We start from the raw sequence: 17,414 nt of genomic DNA, 5'->3' as shown, positions 1-17,414 counted from the left end.
GCGACCGACCTAACCCCCAGCCCCTTCCCTCCTAAGGAAGGAGAGCCAGAGTCAAAGCCCCTCTCCGCGTCGGGGAGGGGTTGGGGAGGGGTCTTGCTAGGAGCAGGCGGCGTTTACCCATTGCTGGAGAGTAGACACCACTTCGGTGAGTGGGAGTTCCTGAACTGATTTGGTTGCCCGTTGCACCACTTCCACCTTGCCGTCTTTGAGTGACTTGCCTGTGACGATGCGGTAAGGAATGCCAATCAAGTCAGCATCTTTGAATTTGACCCCAGCTCGCTCATTCCGGTCATCCAGTAAGGTGTCAATGCCTGCTTGGTTCAACTCGGAGTAAAGCGTTTCAGCCGCTTTCACTTGCTCGGCATCATTCACGTTAGGAATCACCACGATCGCTTGGTAAGGGGCGATCGCCACAGGCCAAATAATGCCATCTTTGTCGTAGGATTGCTCCACCGCAGCTTGCGCCACACGAGAAACGCCCACGCCATAGCATCCCATGATTAACGGTGCTTCTTCGCCTTGCTCGTTGGTGTAAGTAGCTCCCATCGCCTTGGAATATTTGGTGCCCAGTTGGAAGATATGACCCGCCTCGATGCCACGAGCGCTTTGCAGCGTTTGGCTAGGGTCATGCACCGCGCGATCGCCGAGTTTGGCTTTCCGCAAATCAACTACAAGTTTCGGCAACTGGAACTGGTCGCCCCAATTGGCCCCCACCACGTGATAACCCGACTCATTGGCTCCAGTGACAAAGTTCTTGAGGTCAACTGCTGTTTGGTCTACTAACTGCTTAAACTCCAAGATTGTTTTCTTTTGTTGCAAAAGCGACCGTAGTTGAGAAATTTGAGTTTTTAATCCTCCTTCTTCAGAGAAAGCATCATTTTCCTCAGAGGTTAATTCTTTTTTGGCACTCAACTCTTTAAGGTACGCTTCAACAGCTTTATTGATCTCGTCTAAGGCGTGGCTAGGGTCTGTAAGATTTGCTGTTGAAGGTATGTGCTTCCAGACTTTGTTCGCTTGACCTATAGCTTTCAGTGAGAAAACTCCCTTTAAATCTTCAGAGGATTCAAGTTTTACTTGATCTGAAAAGTACTTACTCCAATCTATTTGAGGTGCTATGTAACCGACAGGTAAAGGCTCTAACCCTGAAGTGACTCGCACTTTGGTCTCCAAAGGCTGTAAGGAGACAATTGTTACGTCACCTTTCAATCTTGAAAGCTCATTTTGTAGCTTGACCTCGTTTACTTCTTGATCGCCACGGATGGAAACTAGAACGATCCATCTGAATTCAAGAAAAACGCCCTTCTGCCGATATCGAACGTCGTACAAAACGTTCTTGACAATTTGGGTGGGGGAGCACTTGAGAAACTGGCAGAGCTTTTCGATCGTGTCAGTACCCGGAGTTTCGCGCTTCTCGTAGGTTGGGAAAGCCGAGGGTTCAGCATCCACAGGCAGCGACACTGCTTTCTCCACATTGGCGGCGTACTTGCCATCCTCGGTGTAGAGCACTTCGTCTTCGCCCGCTTCCGCCAGAATCATAAATTCCTGGGAGCCAGAACCCCCAATTGCGCCAGAGTCTGCTTCTACCGCGCGAAACGCCAACCCACAGCGCCGGAACATATTGCTATAAGCCTGGTGCATGGCTTGATAGGTTTCTTTCAGGCTTTCTTCTGTGGCGTGGAAAGAATAACCATCCTTCATGATGAACTCGCGCCCCCGCATCAAGCCAAAGCGAGGCCGAATTTCATCGCGGAATTTGGTCTGGATTTGATAGAGGTGGGTGGGCAGTTGCCGATAGGAGCGAATCATCTCGCGAGCCACCGTCGTAATCACTTCTTCGTGAGTGGGGCCGAGTCCCATCTCCCGCTCTTGGCGATCGACCAGCGAAAACATGATGCCTTCGGCCTTGGTGTAGGTATCCCAACGACCTGACTCTTGCCACAATTCGGCAGGTTGCAACTGCGGCAGTAAGCATTCCTGTGCTCCTGCTGCGTTCATTTCTTCGCGCACAATTTGGGAGACTTTTTGCAGCACTCGCCACATCAGCGGCAAATAGGCATAGACTCCGCTACCAATCCGCCGGATGTATCCTGCCCGCAACAACAATTTATGACTGGGGATTTCCGCTTCCGCTGGATCTTCCCGCAGTGTGACAAAGAGCATTTGAGACAGGCGCATAGGTTCCCCTTTCAGACCGGAGATTATTATCTCATAACCGCTCAGACGTAGCTGCCCTCTAAGCAAAAGCGATAACAAACGGCGATCGCAGAATCAGCAGTACCATTCATCGGGCAGGCGTGAGTGGCACAAACGGCACAGTTGGCTTGGGTGGGCAAAATCAAGTCGGTGGCTGGATAAAGGCTAATCCCTTGTCTAATAAAGGCTTGCGCTTCCAACTCAGCGATCGTGTTGCAAATTAAAATTGCCTGAGTGATGCCTAGCGCCGTTCTATCCGCATTGATTTGGCGGAGCGTTTGGCTAAAACTTTGGCTGTCCTCACGGACTATAACCAACACCTTCTGCGGCAAGCTTTGAAAACCTGCAGGCTTGGTTTCAGAGAAATAATCTTTGTATTGTAGGGAGACGGTGCCGTCCGGGTAGCGCAGCGTGCGGATATAGCGCAGAAACGGGATGGAGAACTGCCCTGTTGCATCTAAGGCGTACCACCAAGACTTGTGCGAGGCTTCGTAGGACAGGTGCAAAATTTCCTGTGCTTGCTGCGGCCCGAATCCGACTTTTGTTAAAAGCGCGATCGCCTGAGCTAGAGAAACGTTGTGAGCTAGTGTCAGGGTTTCTGACTCGCATTTGGAGTGTTTGCTCTGACTCGTTTTAGTTTGGTGGCGATAGGGACTATGGCACGATTCAGCTTCCCTTGAAGGCGTTGCAGGGGGAGAATCTGCCAAGACACATTTCACCGCCTCAAAGTGAACCACCGCATCCGCAGTTTGTTGATCCTGCAAGGGAATCCCAATTTCTGCGCTGACTTCACCAATCTCGTGGGGTTGCGCGATCGCAGGCAAACAGTTCGTCAGCAGCGATTTGAGAACTTGTGGATCAGCGATCGCCAAGGCAATCTGGATTTGGTCATGGAGTGGCGTGGCGGATAGATGCTCAGAAACAGGATAAAACAGAGGGTGATTTGGCATGGCGAGAAACCCAACTCTGCGATCGCTGACAAGCCTGAGCGCTTTCCCCTCAGAATCAACCTGTCGTAGTTAAACCTCTAAGTATCTCTAACTCCAAAATAGAAGTTCGCTTTTGCCTGGATTGTCTTAAGAAATCAGGTCAGAGCCAATAAGGGCGATCGCCAGCCAATCCTTCCCTGAAAATCCTTTCTTGAAAACCCTTCCTTGAAATCAGTACTTGAGTCGCAATGACCAGCAACCCAACGCTCCTAGTAACAGCAAACTCATGACCGAAGTCGGCTCAGGAATAGAATTAGGGTCAGTGCCACCTGGGGGAGTGAGAACTGGCGGTTCGGATGGAGTACCGGGACCAGAATCTGGATCGGTGGAGCTAGTTTCAAAAAATGCGAGTCCTGAGACGCGAGTAAAGCCTGTATTCCCAACCAAAGTCGCTGCCGCAGTTTGCGGATTTAAGGTGTACAGGGCGTTATTCACGGCAGCGTAGAGGGTGCCGTTGGGAGCAAAAGTTAAGCCTGCTACGAAAGAACTGTCTAAGCCCGGATCACCAATGAAGGTGCTGGCTCCTGTCGCGGGGTCAATCGTATATAAATCTACTTGGTTTTGGCTAAGACCAAAGAGCACGCCAGTGGGGTCAAAGGCCAAACCATCCAGGCTGGGAGTCAAGCTGTCGCGAGGTGTAATTTGAGTAGAGCTAAGTCCCGCAAGATTAAAGCTAAACAACGTTCCGGTGGGTCCAAAGCTGCTAGTTAAGAAACCAGTGCCATCTTTGCGAAAGGCCAACTCTCCTTCCCCATCTTCTTTAATGCCAGCATCAAAGGTGTTGAGAGTCTTGGCGGTCAAAGGATCGAGTTGCAGAATCGTACCGCTCACTTGATCGTAGGTATAGAGATTGTTGCCGTGGGTGGCTAAACCAAAAGGAGAGGCTCCTAAAGCTAATTGGCTAACCAGAGTACCTTGACCCGAATCGGGGTCAATTTGAATCAGCTCGGAATTCAGAGTTGTGCCGTACAGAGTTAAGGCTTGGGCTGGAGCTGCCATCGCTAAGGCGATCGCTGTTGTGCCGATCGCACCTATTAGTAATTGATTTGGCCAATTCATTGCATTTCTGCCTCCAGCTACCCTGTAATGGGATGCTCACCGTAACTGACTGTCGGCTGGCTGAAGCGTTTCCAGCTCAACTCTTTTAACAGTGATGACAATGAGCGATCGCCCTCTTTAATTAACGCTGGTTCCGCAAAATTTGCCAGTAGCAGTCAACACAAGCGCAGCTTAACAGTGCGCCAAGCAGACCGTTAAACGGGGCGCTAAATAAAAAGGTCTGATAGCGCAGGAGCGAGAGAAACCTCTCATGCTACCTGAAACTATCAGACCCTAGGTTGTACAGATCTAGCGATTCGTTAAAGTTGACGAATGAATCGCTTATTTGGTTTCCGAGAACTCAGCGTCGATCACGTCATCGTCACCACCGCCACCAGTTGGACCACCAGTGGGGCCAGCATCAGGACCAGGTGCTCCAGTTGCCCCATCAGGAGCTGCACCGCCACCCGCTTGCTGGTAGATGTTGCTACCAATGCTGTAGAGAGCTTGTTGCAATTCAGTCGTGAGTGACTTCATGCGATCGTAATCTTCCTGGCTGGAAGCTTCCTTCAGGTCTTTGATCAAACCTTCAACCTTGGTCTTGTCGCCTGCAGGAACTTTGTCGCCTAGCTCACCCATTTGCTTCTCAGCTTGGTAAGCCAAGGAGTCAGCTTGGTTCTTAAGGTCAATCCTCTCACGCCGCTCTTGGTCAGCTGCTGCGTTTTGCTCAGCTTCGCGGACCATGCGCTCGACATCATCCTTGGGTAGAGTAGAAGCCCCAGTGATGCTGATCGACTGTTCCTTGCCAGTACCCTTGTCCTTAGCACGAACATTCAAGATACCGTTGGCATCAATGTCGAAGGTGACTTCGATTTGAGGCACGCCACGAGGAGCCGCAGGAATACCATCTAGACGGAACACACCCAAGTCTTTGTTGTCGTTGGCCATTTCCCGCTCACCTTGCAGGACGTGGATTTCGACGTTGGTTTGACCATCTACCGCAGTTGAGAAGACTTCGGACTTCTTGGTAGGGATGGTGGTGTTGCGAGGAATAATCTTGGTCATCACACCGCCCAAGGTTTCCACACCCAGAGACAGGGGAGTCACGTCGAGGAGCAAGATGTCCTTGACTTCACCTGCAAGTACACCTGCTTGAATGGCTGCACCAACCGCTACGACTTCATCAGGGTTAACGGTCTGGTTGGGGTCTTTGCCCAGCACGCGCTTCACAATTTCTTGTACCGCAGGAATCCGGGTAGAACCACCCACGAGTACCACTTCGTCGATCGCGCTCTTGTCGAGTTTGGAGTCACGCAGAGCAGCTTCCACAGGGATGCGGCAGCGATCGATCAAGTCTGCACACAGCTCTTCAAACTTGGCGCGAGTTAAGGTTGTGTCAAGGTGCTTCGGACCGTCTTGAGTCGCGGTGATGAAGGGCAGGTTGATTTCAGCTTGAGTAACGCTAGACAGCTCAATTTTGGCTTTCTCAGCGGCTTCAGTCAGTCGCTGCAGAGCTTGCTTGTCTTTACGGAGGTCGATGCCTTCAGCGCTACGGAATTGGTCAGCGAGCCAATCCACAATCTTCTTGTCGAAGTCGTCACCACCTAAGTGAGTATCACCAGAGGTCGCTAGTACTTCAAAGACACCATCACCGACTTCTAGGATGGAAACGTCGAAGGTACCACCACCCAAGTCAAAGACGAGAACGGTTTCATTGCTCTTGCGATCGAGACCGTAAGCCAAGGAAGCAGCCGTCGGCTCGTTGATGATCCGTAGCACTTCCACCCCAGCGATTTTGCCAGCATCTTTGGTAGCTTGGCGCTGGGAGTCGTTGAAGTAAGCCGGAACGGTGATTACTGCTTGAGTGACTGTGTCACCTAAGTACTTGCTGGCATCCTCGATCAGCTTCCGCAAAACTTGAGCAGAAATTTCTTCAGGCGCAAACTGCTTGCCCTGAGCGGGGGAGTCGATCTTAACGTTGCCGTTACCGTTGAGGACTTTGTAGGAAACTTCGGTGAGTTCGTTTGATACTTCGTCAAAGCGACGACCGATAAACCGCTTCACTGAGTAGAAGGTGTTTTCGGGGTTCATCACGGCTTGACGCTTAGCGATTTGACCCACGAGGCGATCGCCATTCTTTGCAAAGGCGACAACCGATGGGGTGGTGCGGAAGCCTTCTGCATTCGCAATCACAGTAGGCTTGCCACCCTCCATCACCGCAACACACGAGTTTGTCGTGCCTAAATCAATACCAACAACTTTTGCCATAAAATTCTCCGGCTCTATTCAATTCAATACAAAAGACTTAGCGATTTCAGAGGCCAAGTTTGGTCAGAGGTGGGGCAGGGTGAGACCTGAACTGGAGTTTTGTCGGCAGCTAAGCTACTGTGTGACGCCAGACCAGGCTAACCGCACTAATCTCTATACTGCTTGTCCTTGGCCTTTCTCTTGAAGGGGTATTTACCGAACCTGGATGGTCGGTTCTAGAGAGATGGCTTCGTTTCTGCCCCTTTTTAGGAAAAGAATCCGAGCCTTGGGGGCACTCGCCCCCAAACCCCCGCCTGAGGGACGGCTGCGTCCCCCAGACCCCCTCCAGAAGAGGTTTTAAGGTAGTCTGAAGGTTACTGTTTAGGCAGTAGGGTTTTCAGACCAGACATCTGAGGTGAGTTCAAGGATGCTTTCAGCCACCGGGGCTTGAGTGGAAGCTGAAGTTGGAACGGTTTCGGTAGTCTCAGGGGCTGCTGTTAAGGAAGTAGCGGATTCGGTGGTGCTTAGGTTGAGTTTTACAACCGCTTTTTCAGGGGCTACTTTTGGCAAGGTGAGGGTGAGAATGCCGTCTTTGAGTTCTGCCTGAACTTGGTCATTCTGCACAGGCACTCCCAGAGGGATTACGCGGCGGAAGTTGCCGTAGCGAAACTCAGAACGGAAGTGGCCTTGCTCGTCAGTTTTCTGCTCGGACCGATATTCGCCTTGAATGGCGACTGCATCTCGGCTGACTTGCACGTCTAGATGCTCTGCGTCTACGCCAGGAACTTCGGCGCGTAGGACTAGTGCGGCTCCGATATCGTTGATTTCGATCGCGGGCATCCAAGCAGCACCCCTTTCTCTAGGGCCAAGCTCTCTAGGTTTGACCAGGGCTGAGTCAAAATTGATATTGGAAATCTCGTCAAAGAGTTGGTCAAGTTGACGACGGACAATGTCGAACTCACGTCGAGGTTGCCAGCGAATTAAGGTTCTCATGGGCTTAGGAGCATTGCTTGGGTTCCGATGTTTCTACTGTAGGCAGCAATACCTCAGGTCGCATTCAGGGGAACCGTAAGCTCAGAGTCGTGTTTGCCGCCTGCTTCAGGAATTATCTAGAAAGGAGCGATCGCCTGGCAAAACCCAATGGGTTAGCTCAGTTACTTACAATGTAGAAACTCGTAATGCATCCGCTTGTAATGGTTTCTCTGTCTTCCAGCCTGAAGTCTCGCTTATCTAGCCCACTGAAAATTGGTTCTTTGGACGTTCATAGTCGGGTGCTTCAGGCTCCACTATCGGGGGTGACGGATCTGGTTTTCCGGCGGTTGGTGCGGCGCTATTCTCCTGCCTCGATGATGTATACCGAGATGGTGCAGGCGAGCGGGCTTTGCCATATGAAGCACCTGCCTAAAATTATGGAGATTGACCCCAACGAGCGTCCGATTAGTATTCAACTGTTTGACTGTCGCCCAGACTTTCTAGCAGAGGCAGCGCGGATGGCAGTCGCAGAGGGAGCGGACACGATCGACATCAACATGGGCTGCCCGGTGAACAAAATCACGAAGAATGGAGGTGGTTCTTCGCTATTGCGTGACCCTCAAACCGCAGAGGCCATTGTGCGGACAGTGGTACAAGCGGTGAATGTGCCTGTGACGGTAAAAACCCGCATCGGCTGGACAGATGAGGAGATTAACATTCTGGAGTTTGCCGAACGCTTGCAGGATGCTGGAGCGCAGATGTTGACGGTGCATGCCCGAACGCGATCGCAGGGCTACAACGGCTCTGCTAAGTGGGAGTGGATTGGTCGAGTAAAGGAGAAACTATCGATTCCGGTGATTGCCAATGGCGATATTTTCTCGGTGGAGGCAGCGGTGGAATGCTTAGAGCAGACTGGGGCAGATGGGGTGATGTGCTCGCGTGCCACGATGGGCTATCCCTTCTTGGTGGGAGAGATTGATTACTTCCTCAAAACTGGCACCGAAAAAGCTGTGCCGACTCAGATAGAACGGCTGCAATGTGCGCGGGAGCATTTACAAGCCCTGTGGGAGTACAAGGGCGATCGCGGCATTCGGCAAGCTCGCAAGCATATGACTTGGTATGTCAAAGGTTTTGCTGGAGCGGCTGAGCTGCGCAGTCAGTTGTGCTTAATTGAAACGGTGCAGCAGGGTTTGGATTTATTGGATGGTGCGATCGCGGCTTTTCCTGAGTTGGAGACTGACACGGCAAAAGTGGCAAATGCCCTTCCCCTAATTTCTGTGGTTGCTTAGCCGAAAACAGTTAAATATCAAGTAAATATCAAGCGGTTGAGACAGTTGAGTGTGCTGTTGCAAAAGTCAGGATTGGTGGAACCCTAAATTTATTAAGATAAGAAGCTTTTTTGCTACACAGCTTTATTTGCCACTGACTAACCTCGCCCTAACTTAAGATGAACCAGCCAGAGAGCAGTTTTAAAGAGGAAATAGAGCCATCCCTGCTGGCTCAAGGAACTCTACTAAACCGGATGACCAACCGCATCCGTCAGTCCTTAGAACTGCCTGAGATCCTGGCTGCAACTGTGGCAGAAACGCGCTCGTTTCTGGGTACTGATCGGGTTAAGGTTTATCGGTTCCACCCAGATGAAAGCGGTGAAGTCATTGCAGAGTCTATTTACCAACAGCGATTACCCTCTTTGCTGGGGTTAAACTTTCCAGCGGACGACATTCCCCCTCAAGCCCGCGAAATGTTTGTCAAAGCTCGGCAGCGAGTCATTGTTGACGTGCTGAGTCAGCAAGTTAATGTGAGCTGGTTAAATAGCCCCGATACCGCAGAGGATTTGGCTGCTATTGGGCTTCTCCAGCGTCCTGTAGATCCCTGCCACGTCGAATATTTGACTGCGATGGGCGTTCAGTCTTCGCTGGTTGTGCCCATCTTGCATCACCAGCAACTGTGGGGTTTGTTAGTTTCCCACCACTCTGAACCCAGAGTTTTCTCGGCGACAGATCTGCAAATTTTGCAGATGGTGGCGGACCAAGTTTCGATCGCGATCGCTCAATCTAATCTGCTAACCCAGGCCAGAGAGCAAGCAGCGCGCGAGGCAATTGTGAACCAAATTTCCACCTTGCTACATGCGCCGCTCAGTATTCAAGCAATTCTGCAAATTGTCCTCCAGCGGGTAATTGAGGCGGTTCAGGGTTCGGGCGGCAGATTGTTTTTGGCGGGCACTGAAGCTACTGCTGGTGGCCATCTCTACGCTTATGGTACGCAACCCCAATTGCCTGACGCTGCTCAACCTTTAGATTTAGAGGCAAGCAGTTTTTGGCAAGAGTTGATGGAGGGCCAAACCAAACCTGTACAGCCAGCATTACTGTTATCTCTGCTCCAGCGATCGCCCCTATCCAAAGCTGCGATCGCTGCTTCTCTGACTCCAGACCTGATGGAAATCACGGAAGAAGCGCAACCCGTCGTTTACCCAGCCATCCCTCATATCTGTGCGATCGCCGACTTGTATCAAGAACCAAAGCTAGCTGCATTGCAAGCCGCTTTTGCGCCCAGCCGGATTCGTAGCATTTTGATCATGCCCCTGCGTTATGGGCAGCAATCTTTAGGCTGCTTGAGTATTTTCCGCGATGAGGTTGATACAGAGAAAGCGTGGGCGGGACACTGGGATTCCGATGAGCGGCAGCAACGACCCCGACAGTCCTTTGAAGTTTGGCGAGAATTGAAGCAAGCCCAAGCTCAACCTTGGTTGGAAGGAGAAACTGAGTTAATTCGCGCTTTGGGCACGCATCTGTCAATGGCTGTGATGCAGAACCGCTTGTACCAGTATGAACGAGAACAACGTCTCTTGGTAGAAATGCGTAATCAGGAGTTACATACGGCACGGACCGTTGCAGAGGAAGCCAGCCGCTTGAAGTCTGATTTCCTCTCTTCTACCAGCCATGAACTACGCACACCTTTAGCCTCAACACTGAACTATTTGAAATTGCTTAAAGAAGGATTTTATGACAATGAAGAGGAATTAAAAGAATATATTCAAGTGGCTTATCAGTCTGCCGAAAATTTGGTTGACATCATCAACGATGTTTTAGATATTGCTAAAATCGAAGCAGGTCGGATGAACATCAATTTGGAAATAGTTCATCTACCAACACTGCTGCAAGAAGAGCAGAACTTGTTCAATTTAGATAGCCGTCGCAAAGGAATTGCATTAATTGTTGAATGTGAAGTGGACAACGTTTATGCCGACAAGATTAAGCTTCGGCAAATATTAACTAATCTAGTTTCCAATGCCCTGAAATTTACCAGTCAAGGAGAAATTCGCATTCACGCAGTGAAGAAAATAGATAACTCCTCTCAGAGCAAGATTGGTCAAATCGTGGAAGTTTCTGTAACTGACACAGGTATTGGTATCGACCTAGAAAAACGAGATTTATTGTTTGAACCTTTTGTGCAAGCCGATGGCTCGATTAAGCGGCGCTATGGGGGGACGGGCTTGGGTTTGACCATTAGTAAGCGTCTCGTAGAGCTGATGGGCGGCAGAATTTGGATTAATAGTGGTGGTAAAGATCAAGGAACTCAAGTAAGTTTTACTTTACCCCATACTGATGCTCTCAATCTTTAGAAATTAGCTTGGCTGATTGTGATCGCTTTAATAATTAACCGCTCTGATTGCTAATAGATTTAACGATTCAGGCAAAGGAACACAAACCTTGAATATTTTGCTAGTTGATGATGACCAAGTACTAGCTAAAGGAACTGCTAAATTAATTCAGCGTTTAGGTGGTCATCAAGTCTACATTGCCGATGATCCGGTCGAGATTTTCTATCGATGCCAAATTGGAGCAGTGGATTTAATCTTGATGGATGTGAACTTACCTGGAGCCCAATGGAAAGGGCAAGCGGTGAGTGGCGCGGATTTAGCTCGTTTGCTGAAAAATCATTCCCCTACGGCTCATATCCCAATTATCTTAGTCACTGCTTATGCCATGCTGACTGAGCAAGAAGCCCTTTTAGTTACATCTCAAGCGGATGGTTTTTATACAAAACCTATTACAGATTATGATGCCTTTCTGAATGCGATCGCCCAGCTCTGCGGCACTAACTAATTGAGTTGTTAATTCATCTAACCTAGGTGAATTAATGCTGATTCATATTTAGGAAGAGAAAGTTTTGCTTGAAAATTCTCATTAGAATCGCTGAAATAGTTGTCTTAAAATAGTGATTAAAACTAGCCACTATAAAATAGAAGTTTCCGATGTCTAAGATTGCGGTGTTGGATGATGATCAACAATGGGGATTCGCAATTAAACGATTTTTCAGAAATGAGTTTGATGTATCTAACTATGTAGATGTTTATAGCTTCTTGCCCAAAGCCCATGAGTATGATTTGGCGATCGTCGATTTCTCCATTCCACCTGCAAGATTTGAAAAAAACATCAATGGCTGTGAGTTGATTTGCCAGCTAAAAAACGATTTACTCGATCCGCCTGTGCTAATCCTGGCCACTGGATTTTTGAGCCAACATGATTTGGAGGCTGGTAAAGCCCTTTGCCCGCAAGCCGATGGATTTCTAGTCAAAGATATGGGTCTGGAAGCAATCCTGGCGCAGATTAAGCAATTTTTGGCGGCTAATCGTTCGTAAAATCATTTACTCAGTTAGTCGAGTAGACAAAGTACCTAAGCTGAGAAGATGTTGATATCGCGATCGCTCCTCAACCTGGAAATTGGGCTCTGCACTTGGATTGCTATATCAAGGTTTGCTGGCTAGGTTATCTCTTGAGGATCTGGTAGGGTTTTAAGACGGCCTCTCTGGTAGGCCGCTCAGGGTAGCCTTGTCGGTTGCCTACGCTTGTTTGTAAGCATCAAAGCATTTTGCTTCAGTTAAAGAGGGGCAGCATGGAGGCAATGAAAGGACGGGATCTCCTAAGTTTGGCGGATCTCACCCCAGACGAGGTGCAAGGGCTACTGGATTTGGCAGGACAGATGAAGGCGGGCAAAGTCGCACCGCACTGTCCCAAAGTTTTGGGGTTGCTGTTCTATAAAGCCTCAACGCGGACACGAGTGAGCTTTTCGGTTGCCATGTACCAACTAGGGGGCCAAGTCCTAGACCTGAACCCAAACGTAACTCAAGTCGGGCGAGGAGAACCGCTGGAGGATACAGCGCGCGTTCTAGATCGCTATCTCGACATCATGGCGATCCGGACGTTTGAGCAGCAAGACCTTGAAACATTTGCCCATCATGCTCAGATTCCCGTGATCAATGCCCTGAGTGATTTGGAGCATCCTTGCCAAATTTTGGCGGATTTACTGACCGTTCAGGAGACGTTTGGTACGTTAGCGGGTCTGACGTTAACCTACTTGGGAGATGGCAACAACGTGGCTCATTCTCTCCTATTAGGTTGTGCTTTAGTTGGAATGAATGTGCGAGTAGCCACACCGCCTGAATACAAGCCTTTGCCCGCGATCGTGGAGCAGGCCAAAGCGATCGCCGCAGGTCGCTCAGAAGTGACTGTCACTCATGATCCAGAAACAGCCGTCAAAGCTGCTCAAGTACTCTACACGGATGTCTGGGCCAGCATGGGTCAAGAAGCAGATGCTGCCTCTCGCATTCCTATTTTTCAGCCGTATCAAGTGAATGAATCCTTGCTGAGCTTAGCGAACCCCAAGGCGATCGTTTTACATTGCCTCCCAGCACACCGGGGAGAAGAAATTACCGATGGCGTGATGGAAGGTGAGCAGTCCAAGATTTGGGACCAAGCAGAAAATCGTCTGCATGCTCAGAAGGCATTGCTGGCTAGCTTGCTAGGAGCAGGTGCGTAGGCGATCGCAAGTTTATTTGGCTCAAGATTTGGCTCAGGGCTAGACAGACGAGAATTGTGATGATACAAATGTTCTATGGGGTGAGAATAATCAACCACCTAAAATTTTTATGGAACGCCTCACTGAAGCCCAACAGCAACTTTTTGACTGGTTATTAGAGTATATCCGTCACCACCACCATTCGCCGTCCATTCGGCAGATGATGCAGGCGATGGAGTTGAAGTCGCCCGCTCCCATCCAAAGCCGATTAGAGCACTTGCGCGCTAAGGGATATATTAGCTGGACCGAGGGCAAAGCTCGGACAATCCGGATTTTGCAAGCGGATACCCAGGGTGTACCTATTCTAGGTGCGATCGCTGCTGGTGGCTTGGTCGAGCCGTTTACGGATACGGTGGATCGCTTAGATCTGTCTAATCTTCTCCTGCAACCTCAATATTTCGCGTTGCGAGTCACTGGCGACAGCATGATTGAAGCGCTGATCGCTCCTGGTGATGTTGTGATCATGAAACCTGTCGCCGATCCTAAGTCTCTCAAGAACGGCACCATTGTCGCTGCGATGGTGGAGGGACATGGTACGACTCTAAAGCACTTCCATCGCAAGGGCAACAAGGTGACTTTGAAGCCTGCGAATGTGAAGTATCCACCAATTGAAGTGTCTGCTAGTCACGTACAGGTGCAAGGCTCACTGGTTGGTGTTTGGCGCGGTCTTGAGACGGCTCTCGCTTAATTTTGTAACAGCTCCCTACAATCAATGAGTGCTTGAATCTTCCTGTGGCATGATTGTCAGACTGCGACAGGAAGGCTCTGTTGTGGGAGGAATTCTAATTAACTGTGAAAGCGACTCAATCTGTGCTGCAAGTATTTCAAAGCCGCAAAATGGCTGCATTATTGCTGTTGGGCTTTGCTTCTGGCTTGCCATTATTTTTGACTAGTAAAACTCTGCAAGCTTGGATGACGGTGGAAGGAGTCGATCTGAAATCGATTGGCCTGTTTAGCTTGGTAGGCTTACCGTACTCTCTGAAGTTTCTGTGGTCACCTATTCTCGATCGGTTTATCCCACCATTTCTAGGGCGACGACGAGGTTGGTTAATTTTGACCCAAGGTGCGTTGCTGCTAGCCATTGGCGCGATGGCGTTGCAAAACCCTTCCCAAGCCCTGCAACTGTTGGCGCTGAATGCTCTGATCATTGCTTTCTTCAGTGCCACCCAAGATATTGCATTTGATGCCTACCGCACAGATGTGCTGGAAACCCATGAGATGGGGGCAGGGGCAGCGGTAGCGGTGTTGGGATATCGCATCGCTCTTTTACTCACTGGTTCCCTAGCCCTGATTTTGGCAGATCGGATTCCTTGGCCCACCGTTTACTTGTTGCTGGCAGTGCTAATGGCAATCGGAATGGTGACAGCGCTTTGGGCTCCAGAACCCGTGTTGCGCGATCGCCCTCCCGATTCTTTAGCAGATGCTGTGAGGTTGCCGTTCATTGAGTTTTTTCAGCGGCTCGGTGCAGTGCGGGGCGCTTTGATTTTGGTGTTTATCGTGCTCTACAAGCTCGGAGACGCCCTCGTCAACAATATGTCTACCCCATTTTTGCTGAAAACAGGTTTTACCCAGACCGATATTGGCGCGATTCAGGGAGGAATGGGGCTGCTGGCAACCATTGTTGGGGTGTTAGCAGGAGGTGCGGTCCTCAGTAAATTGGGCATTAACCGCTCCCTCTGGATATTTGGTGGGCTACAAGCGGTTAGTAACTTGGCCTACTTAGGGCTATCCCAAGTTGGTAAAGACTACTCGTTTATGGTGGTCGCAATTAATATCGAGAACTTCTGTGCAGGATTAGGGACAGCCGCTTTCGTCGCTTTCTTGATGAGCCTCTGTAACCAACGGTTTTCGGCGACGCAATTTGCCCTACTTTCTAGCCTCATGGCGGTTAGTCGTGACATTTTGGTGGCCCCCGCAGGTGGGATTGTGGAAGCAACAGGTTGGCCTCTATTCTTTACACTATCGCTGGTAGCAGCGTTACCAGGTTTATTACTTTTACCTGTTTTTGCGCCTTGGAATGCCAAAGTTGAGGCGGTAAACGCTAATGGAGAAGACGGAGACGATTAGCTGTATCGGTTGTAGGATGAAGAGAGAGTCGCTTCACAAATCTTAGATTTCTTCTCAGATAAATTTTCTTACCTACGATTCCCTGGCACTATGGCTTTCTTCCGTCAGTACATTGCCCCTTTGATTGTGGTCTTGGTCTTTCTGGTCGCTCTGGTTGCAGTCAGCGCTCGTATCTTTTTGCCAACGGATATGGCAGCACCTGCTCCAATTGAAGAAGTGGGTTTGCAAACTATTCCGGCTCGCCCTGACCAAGTGGCTGATTTGCCACCAGCGCTGTCAGCCCTGATTAAAGGATTACCAGATGATCCAGCTTTGTCCGAGCAACTGTAACTCCTGGTTTTGTAGGGTGATTAAGTAGCGGTGTCCTCACCGAAGCTATTGTTGCCAGGTTATTGGCTGCGTTCTGGCTCTGGCTTGGAGCGAGCGTCGCTGGTGAAGTTTATGCAGCGAACTTACCAGGAACTATATCCAGATCAAGATTTTTCTCACTTAGCGCAGACTGTGGAGCGCTACCTGACTCATGACAGTCCTGTCTGGTGGGTGGAGCTAGAGGAGCCAAGCCCTGCTACTTCTACGACTCTGTTGTCTCGTGCGGCTTTGTCACCCGTGGCCTGTCTATGGCTGGGTAACTCGGTTGACCAAGTGACAGGCGATCGCCATGCCTGTATCTTTTTGCTGTATGTCCTGCCAGAACATCGGCGGCGAGGAATTGCTACGGCTCTAATTCAACATGCGATCGCTTGGTCCCAGGCAAGGGGCGATCGCCAACTGGGGCTGCAAGTATTTCAAGCCAACCAACCTGCGCTGAACCTATACCAAAAGCTAGGGTTTCAAACGCAGGCTTTATGGATGGTTAAGCCGTTGGAATCACCGCCAACCGCAGGGTAAATATCAGTAACCGTAACTTTGACAGAAAACTGGGTTTAAGCCGCACTGGCGCGATCGCCTTAGGCTTTGGCTCCGCGAGCTTGCCAAAGCGATCGCTAATATTTTCAGGAATGTTGTGGCTTGTTACCACTATGGTTGGCTTAGATACTGCATCCTAGCCAAGATTGTTATATTTTTGCGAAGAAGTTGTAGCTAACTCCTTCCAGCACTACTACCTCGCACGTTAAGTTGGGATAGAGGCAAAACTGCGAAATCATCCCCCAATTTTGCAGTTCCACTACCGCAAAAACTCTACCTGTTGACCTGCTCCTGCACCCCGCTAAGTGCTGTAAAGTGACAGTATGTATGATGATGACGACCTAACAGTACTCGATCTTGAGGCTGAACTGGAGAGCCCCCTCGACCGCATGGGGCCAATTGATGCTGAGTCTGAGACACCGAAGCCAAATCCAGAGGCAATGCTGGCGCTCTTAGACGCACCGGAGACCAACCAGCGGATGCTGGCAGCTAGAGCTTTTTGTGAGTTGCAGGATGATCGTGCGATTCCGCAGTTGATTAGCCTGTTGCAGGATGCTTGCCCCTTGGTGCGAGTCAGTGCAGCCTATGGTTTGGGGCGGAATCCAAGTCATGATGCGGTGGAGCCGTTGATTGACCAACTGAATCGCGATTGGAATGGCTACGTGCGTAAAGGTGTGGTTTGGGCCTTGGGCAACTGCCGCGATCGCCGCTCTCTCTTGCCACTAATTGATGCGCTCAGGACTGACATTTCCGCCGTACGACTTTGGGCTGCGAGCGCCTTATCTCAGATGTCGGATGTGAACTACGAATCTGTGATTGCTGCAATTCCACCGCTGATCGAAGGCTTAAGACGTGATCCGGTGGCGGCAGTACGAAGCAATTGTGCTTGGTCGGTGGGGCAACTATGCCGCGAACTGCCTTCCAACGTTGTGTATGCAACGGCGATCGATGCCTTGATCGAAGCCTTTGCCGAGGACGAAGAGCTGGGTGTTCAAGAAGATGCCAAAACCGCTTTGCTGAAAGTGGGCGATCCGCGTGGCTTGCAGGTGATTGAAGAAATTGAGCGCGATCGCTTGATATAACGGTGAGGTGCAACGGTTGGTGACTATGGCGATCTCACAAGACAATTTCACAACGCTGGTG

The 17,414-nt window shown here is 50.1% G+C and carries 16 protein-coding genes; 10 read left to right on the top strand and 6 right to left on the bottom strand.

Translation table 11 applies throughout. From position 1 onward, the window contains the following. Window positions 1–96: 96 nt before the first annotated feature. The 5 genes from proS to H6F90_RS06490 all read right to left on the bottom strand — a co-directional run bounded on the left by proS (window position 97) and on the right by H6F90_RS06490 (window position 7,460). The gene (gene proS / locus H6F90_RS06510) at window positions 97–2,175 is read right to left on the bottom strand and encodes a proline--tRNA ligase (protein WP_190551276.1); all 2,079 of its coding nucleotides are present in this window, start codon (window positions 2,173–2,175) and stop codon (window positions 97–99) included. A 41-nt stretch (window positions 2,176–2,216) separates the two neighbouring features. Beyond that, window positions 2,217–3,143, bottom strand: a complete 927-nt coding sequence (locus tag H6F90_RS06505; protein WP_190551274.1) for a hypothetical protein — start codon at window positions 3,141–3,143, stop codon at window positions 2,217–2,219. Between the two features lie 210 nt (window positions 3,144–3,353). Next, complete coding sequence (locus H6F90_RS06500) at window positions 3,354–4,241, bottom strand: hypothetical protein (RefSeq protein WP_190551272.1); 888 nt, start codon at window positions 4,239–4,241, stop codon at window positions 3,354–3,356. A 321-nt stretch (window positions 4,242–4,562) separates the two neighbouring features. Continuing rightward, the gene (dnaK, locus tag H6F90_RS06495) at window positions 4,563–6,488 is read right to left on the bottom strand and encodes a molecular chaperone DnaK (RefSeq protein WP_190551270.1); all 1,926 of its coding nucleotides are present in this window, start codon (window positions 6,486–6,488) and stop codon (window positions 4,563–4,565) included. 360 nt (window positions 6,489–6,848) lie between these two features. After that, a complete protein-coding gene (locus H6F90_RS06490) occupies window positions 6,849–7,460 on the bottom strand; it encodes an Hsp20/alpha crystallin family protein (protein WP_190551268.1) in 612 nt (203 codons plus the stop codon). 185 nt (window positions 7,461–7,645) lie between these two features. Between H6F90_RS06490 and dusB the strand changes: the two genes are divergently transcribed. The 9 genes from dusB (at window position 7,646) to H6F90_RS06445 (ending at window position 16,253) form a co-directional block, all read left to right on the top strand. Next, window positions 7,646–8,728, top strand: coding sequence for a tRNA dihydrouridine synthase DusB (gene dusB, locus H6F90_RS06485; RefSeq protein ID WP_242024370.1), 1,083 nt, complete (start codon window positions 7,646–7,648; stop codon window positions 8,726–8,728). A 158-nt stretch (window positions 8,729–8,886) separates the two neighbouring features. Beyond that, on the top strand, window positions 8,887–11,061 hold the full coding sequence (locus tag H6F90_RS06480; protein ID WP_190551266.1) for a GAF domain-containing protein: 2,175 nt from the start codon (window positions 8,887–8,889) through the stop codon (window positions 11,059–11,061). A gap of 88 nt (window positions 11,062–11,149) precedes the next feature. Continuing rightward, complete coding sequence (locus tag H6F90_RS06475) at window positions 11,150–11,545, top strand: response regulator (protein WP_190551264.1); 396 nt, start codon at window positions 11,150–11,152, stop codon at window positions 11,543–11,545. 149 nt (window positions 11,546–11,694) lie between these two features. Next, on the top strand, window positions 11,695–12,081 hold the full coding sequence (locus H6F90_RS06470; RefSeq protein WP_190433188.1) for a hypothetical protein: 387 nt from the start codon (window positions 11,695–11,697) through the stop codon (window positions 12,079–12,081). A 254-nt stretch (window positions 12,082–12,335) separates the two neighbouring features. Further along, window positions 12,336–13,259: an ornithine carbamoyltransferase gene (gene argF / locus H6F90_RS06465; RefSeq protein ID WP_190551262.1), complete on the top strand. Its 924-nt coding sequence runs from the start codon at window positions 12,336–12,338 to the stop codon at window positions 13,257–13,259. 109 nt (window positions 13,260–13,368) lie between these two features. After that, entirely contained in the window at window positions 13,369–13,986 is a 618-nt protein-coding gene (gene lexA, locus H6F90_RS06460; RefSeq protein ID WP_190551260.1) for a transcriptional repressor LexA, read from the top strand. A gap of 104 nt (window positions 13,987–14,090) precedes the next feature. Then, window positions 14,091–15,365, top strand: coding sequence for an MFS transporter (locus H6F90_RS06455; RefSeq protein ID WP_190551258.1), 1,275 nt, complete (start codon window positions 14,091–14,093; stop codon window positions 15,363–15,365). Window positions 15,366–15,455: 90 nt separating this feature from the next. Beyond that, complete coding sequence (locus tag H6F90_RS06450; protein WP_190433192.1) at window positions 15,456–15,695, top strand: hypothetical protein; 240 nt, start codon at window positions 15,456–15,458, stop codon at window positions 15,693–15,695. 30 nt (window positions 15,696–15,725) lie between these two features. Further along, complete coding sequence (locus H6F90_RS06445) at window positions 15,726–16,253, top strand: GNAT family N-acetyltransferase (RefSeq protein WP_370587962.1); 528 nt, start codon at window positions 15,726–15,728, stop codon at window positions 16,251–16,253. Here H6F90_RS06445 and H6F90_RS06440 read toward each other — a convergent pair. Continuing rightward, window positions 16,219–16,383: a hypothetical protein gene (locus H6F90_RS06440; RefSeq protein ID WP_190551256.1), complete on the bottom strand. Its 165-nt coding sequence runs from the start codon at window positions 16,381–16,383 to the stop codon at window positions 16,219–16,221. The two genes, H6F90_RS06445 and H6F90_RS06440, sit on opposite strands and share 35 nt — an antisense overlap. Before the next feature lie 211 nt (window positions 16,384–16,594). On the opposite strand from H6F90_RS06440, the gene H6F90_RS06435 reads away from it, so the two are divergent. Then, entirely contained in the window at window positions 16,595–17,353 is a 759-nt protein-coding gene (locus H6F90_RS06435; protein ID WP_190551254.1) for a HEAT repeat domain-containing protein, read from the top strand. Window positions 17,354–17,414: the final 61 nt, after the last annotated feature.

Source organism: Trichocoleus sp. FACHB-591, from assembly GCF_014695845.1.
GTDB lineage: Bacteria > Cyanobacteriota > Cyanobacteriia > FACHB-46 > FACHB-46 > Trichocoleus.
The sequence above is the reverse complement of the archived record's forward strand: the minus strand, read 5'-3'. Positions and strand labels throughout refer to the sequence as shown.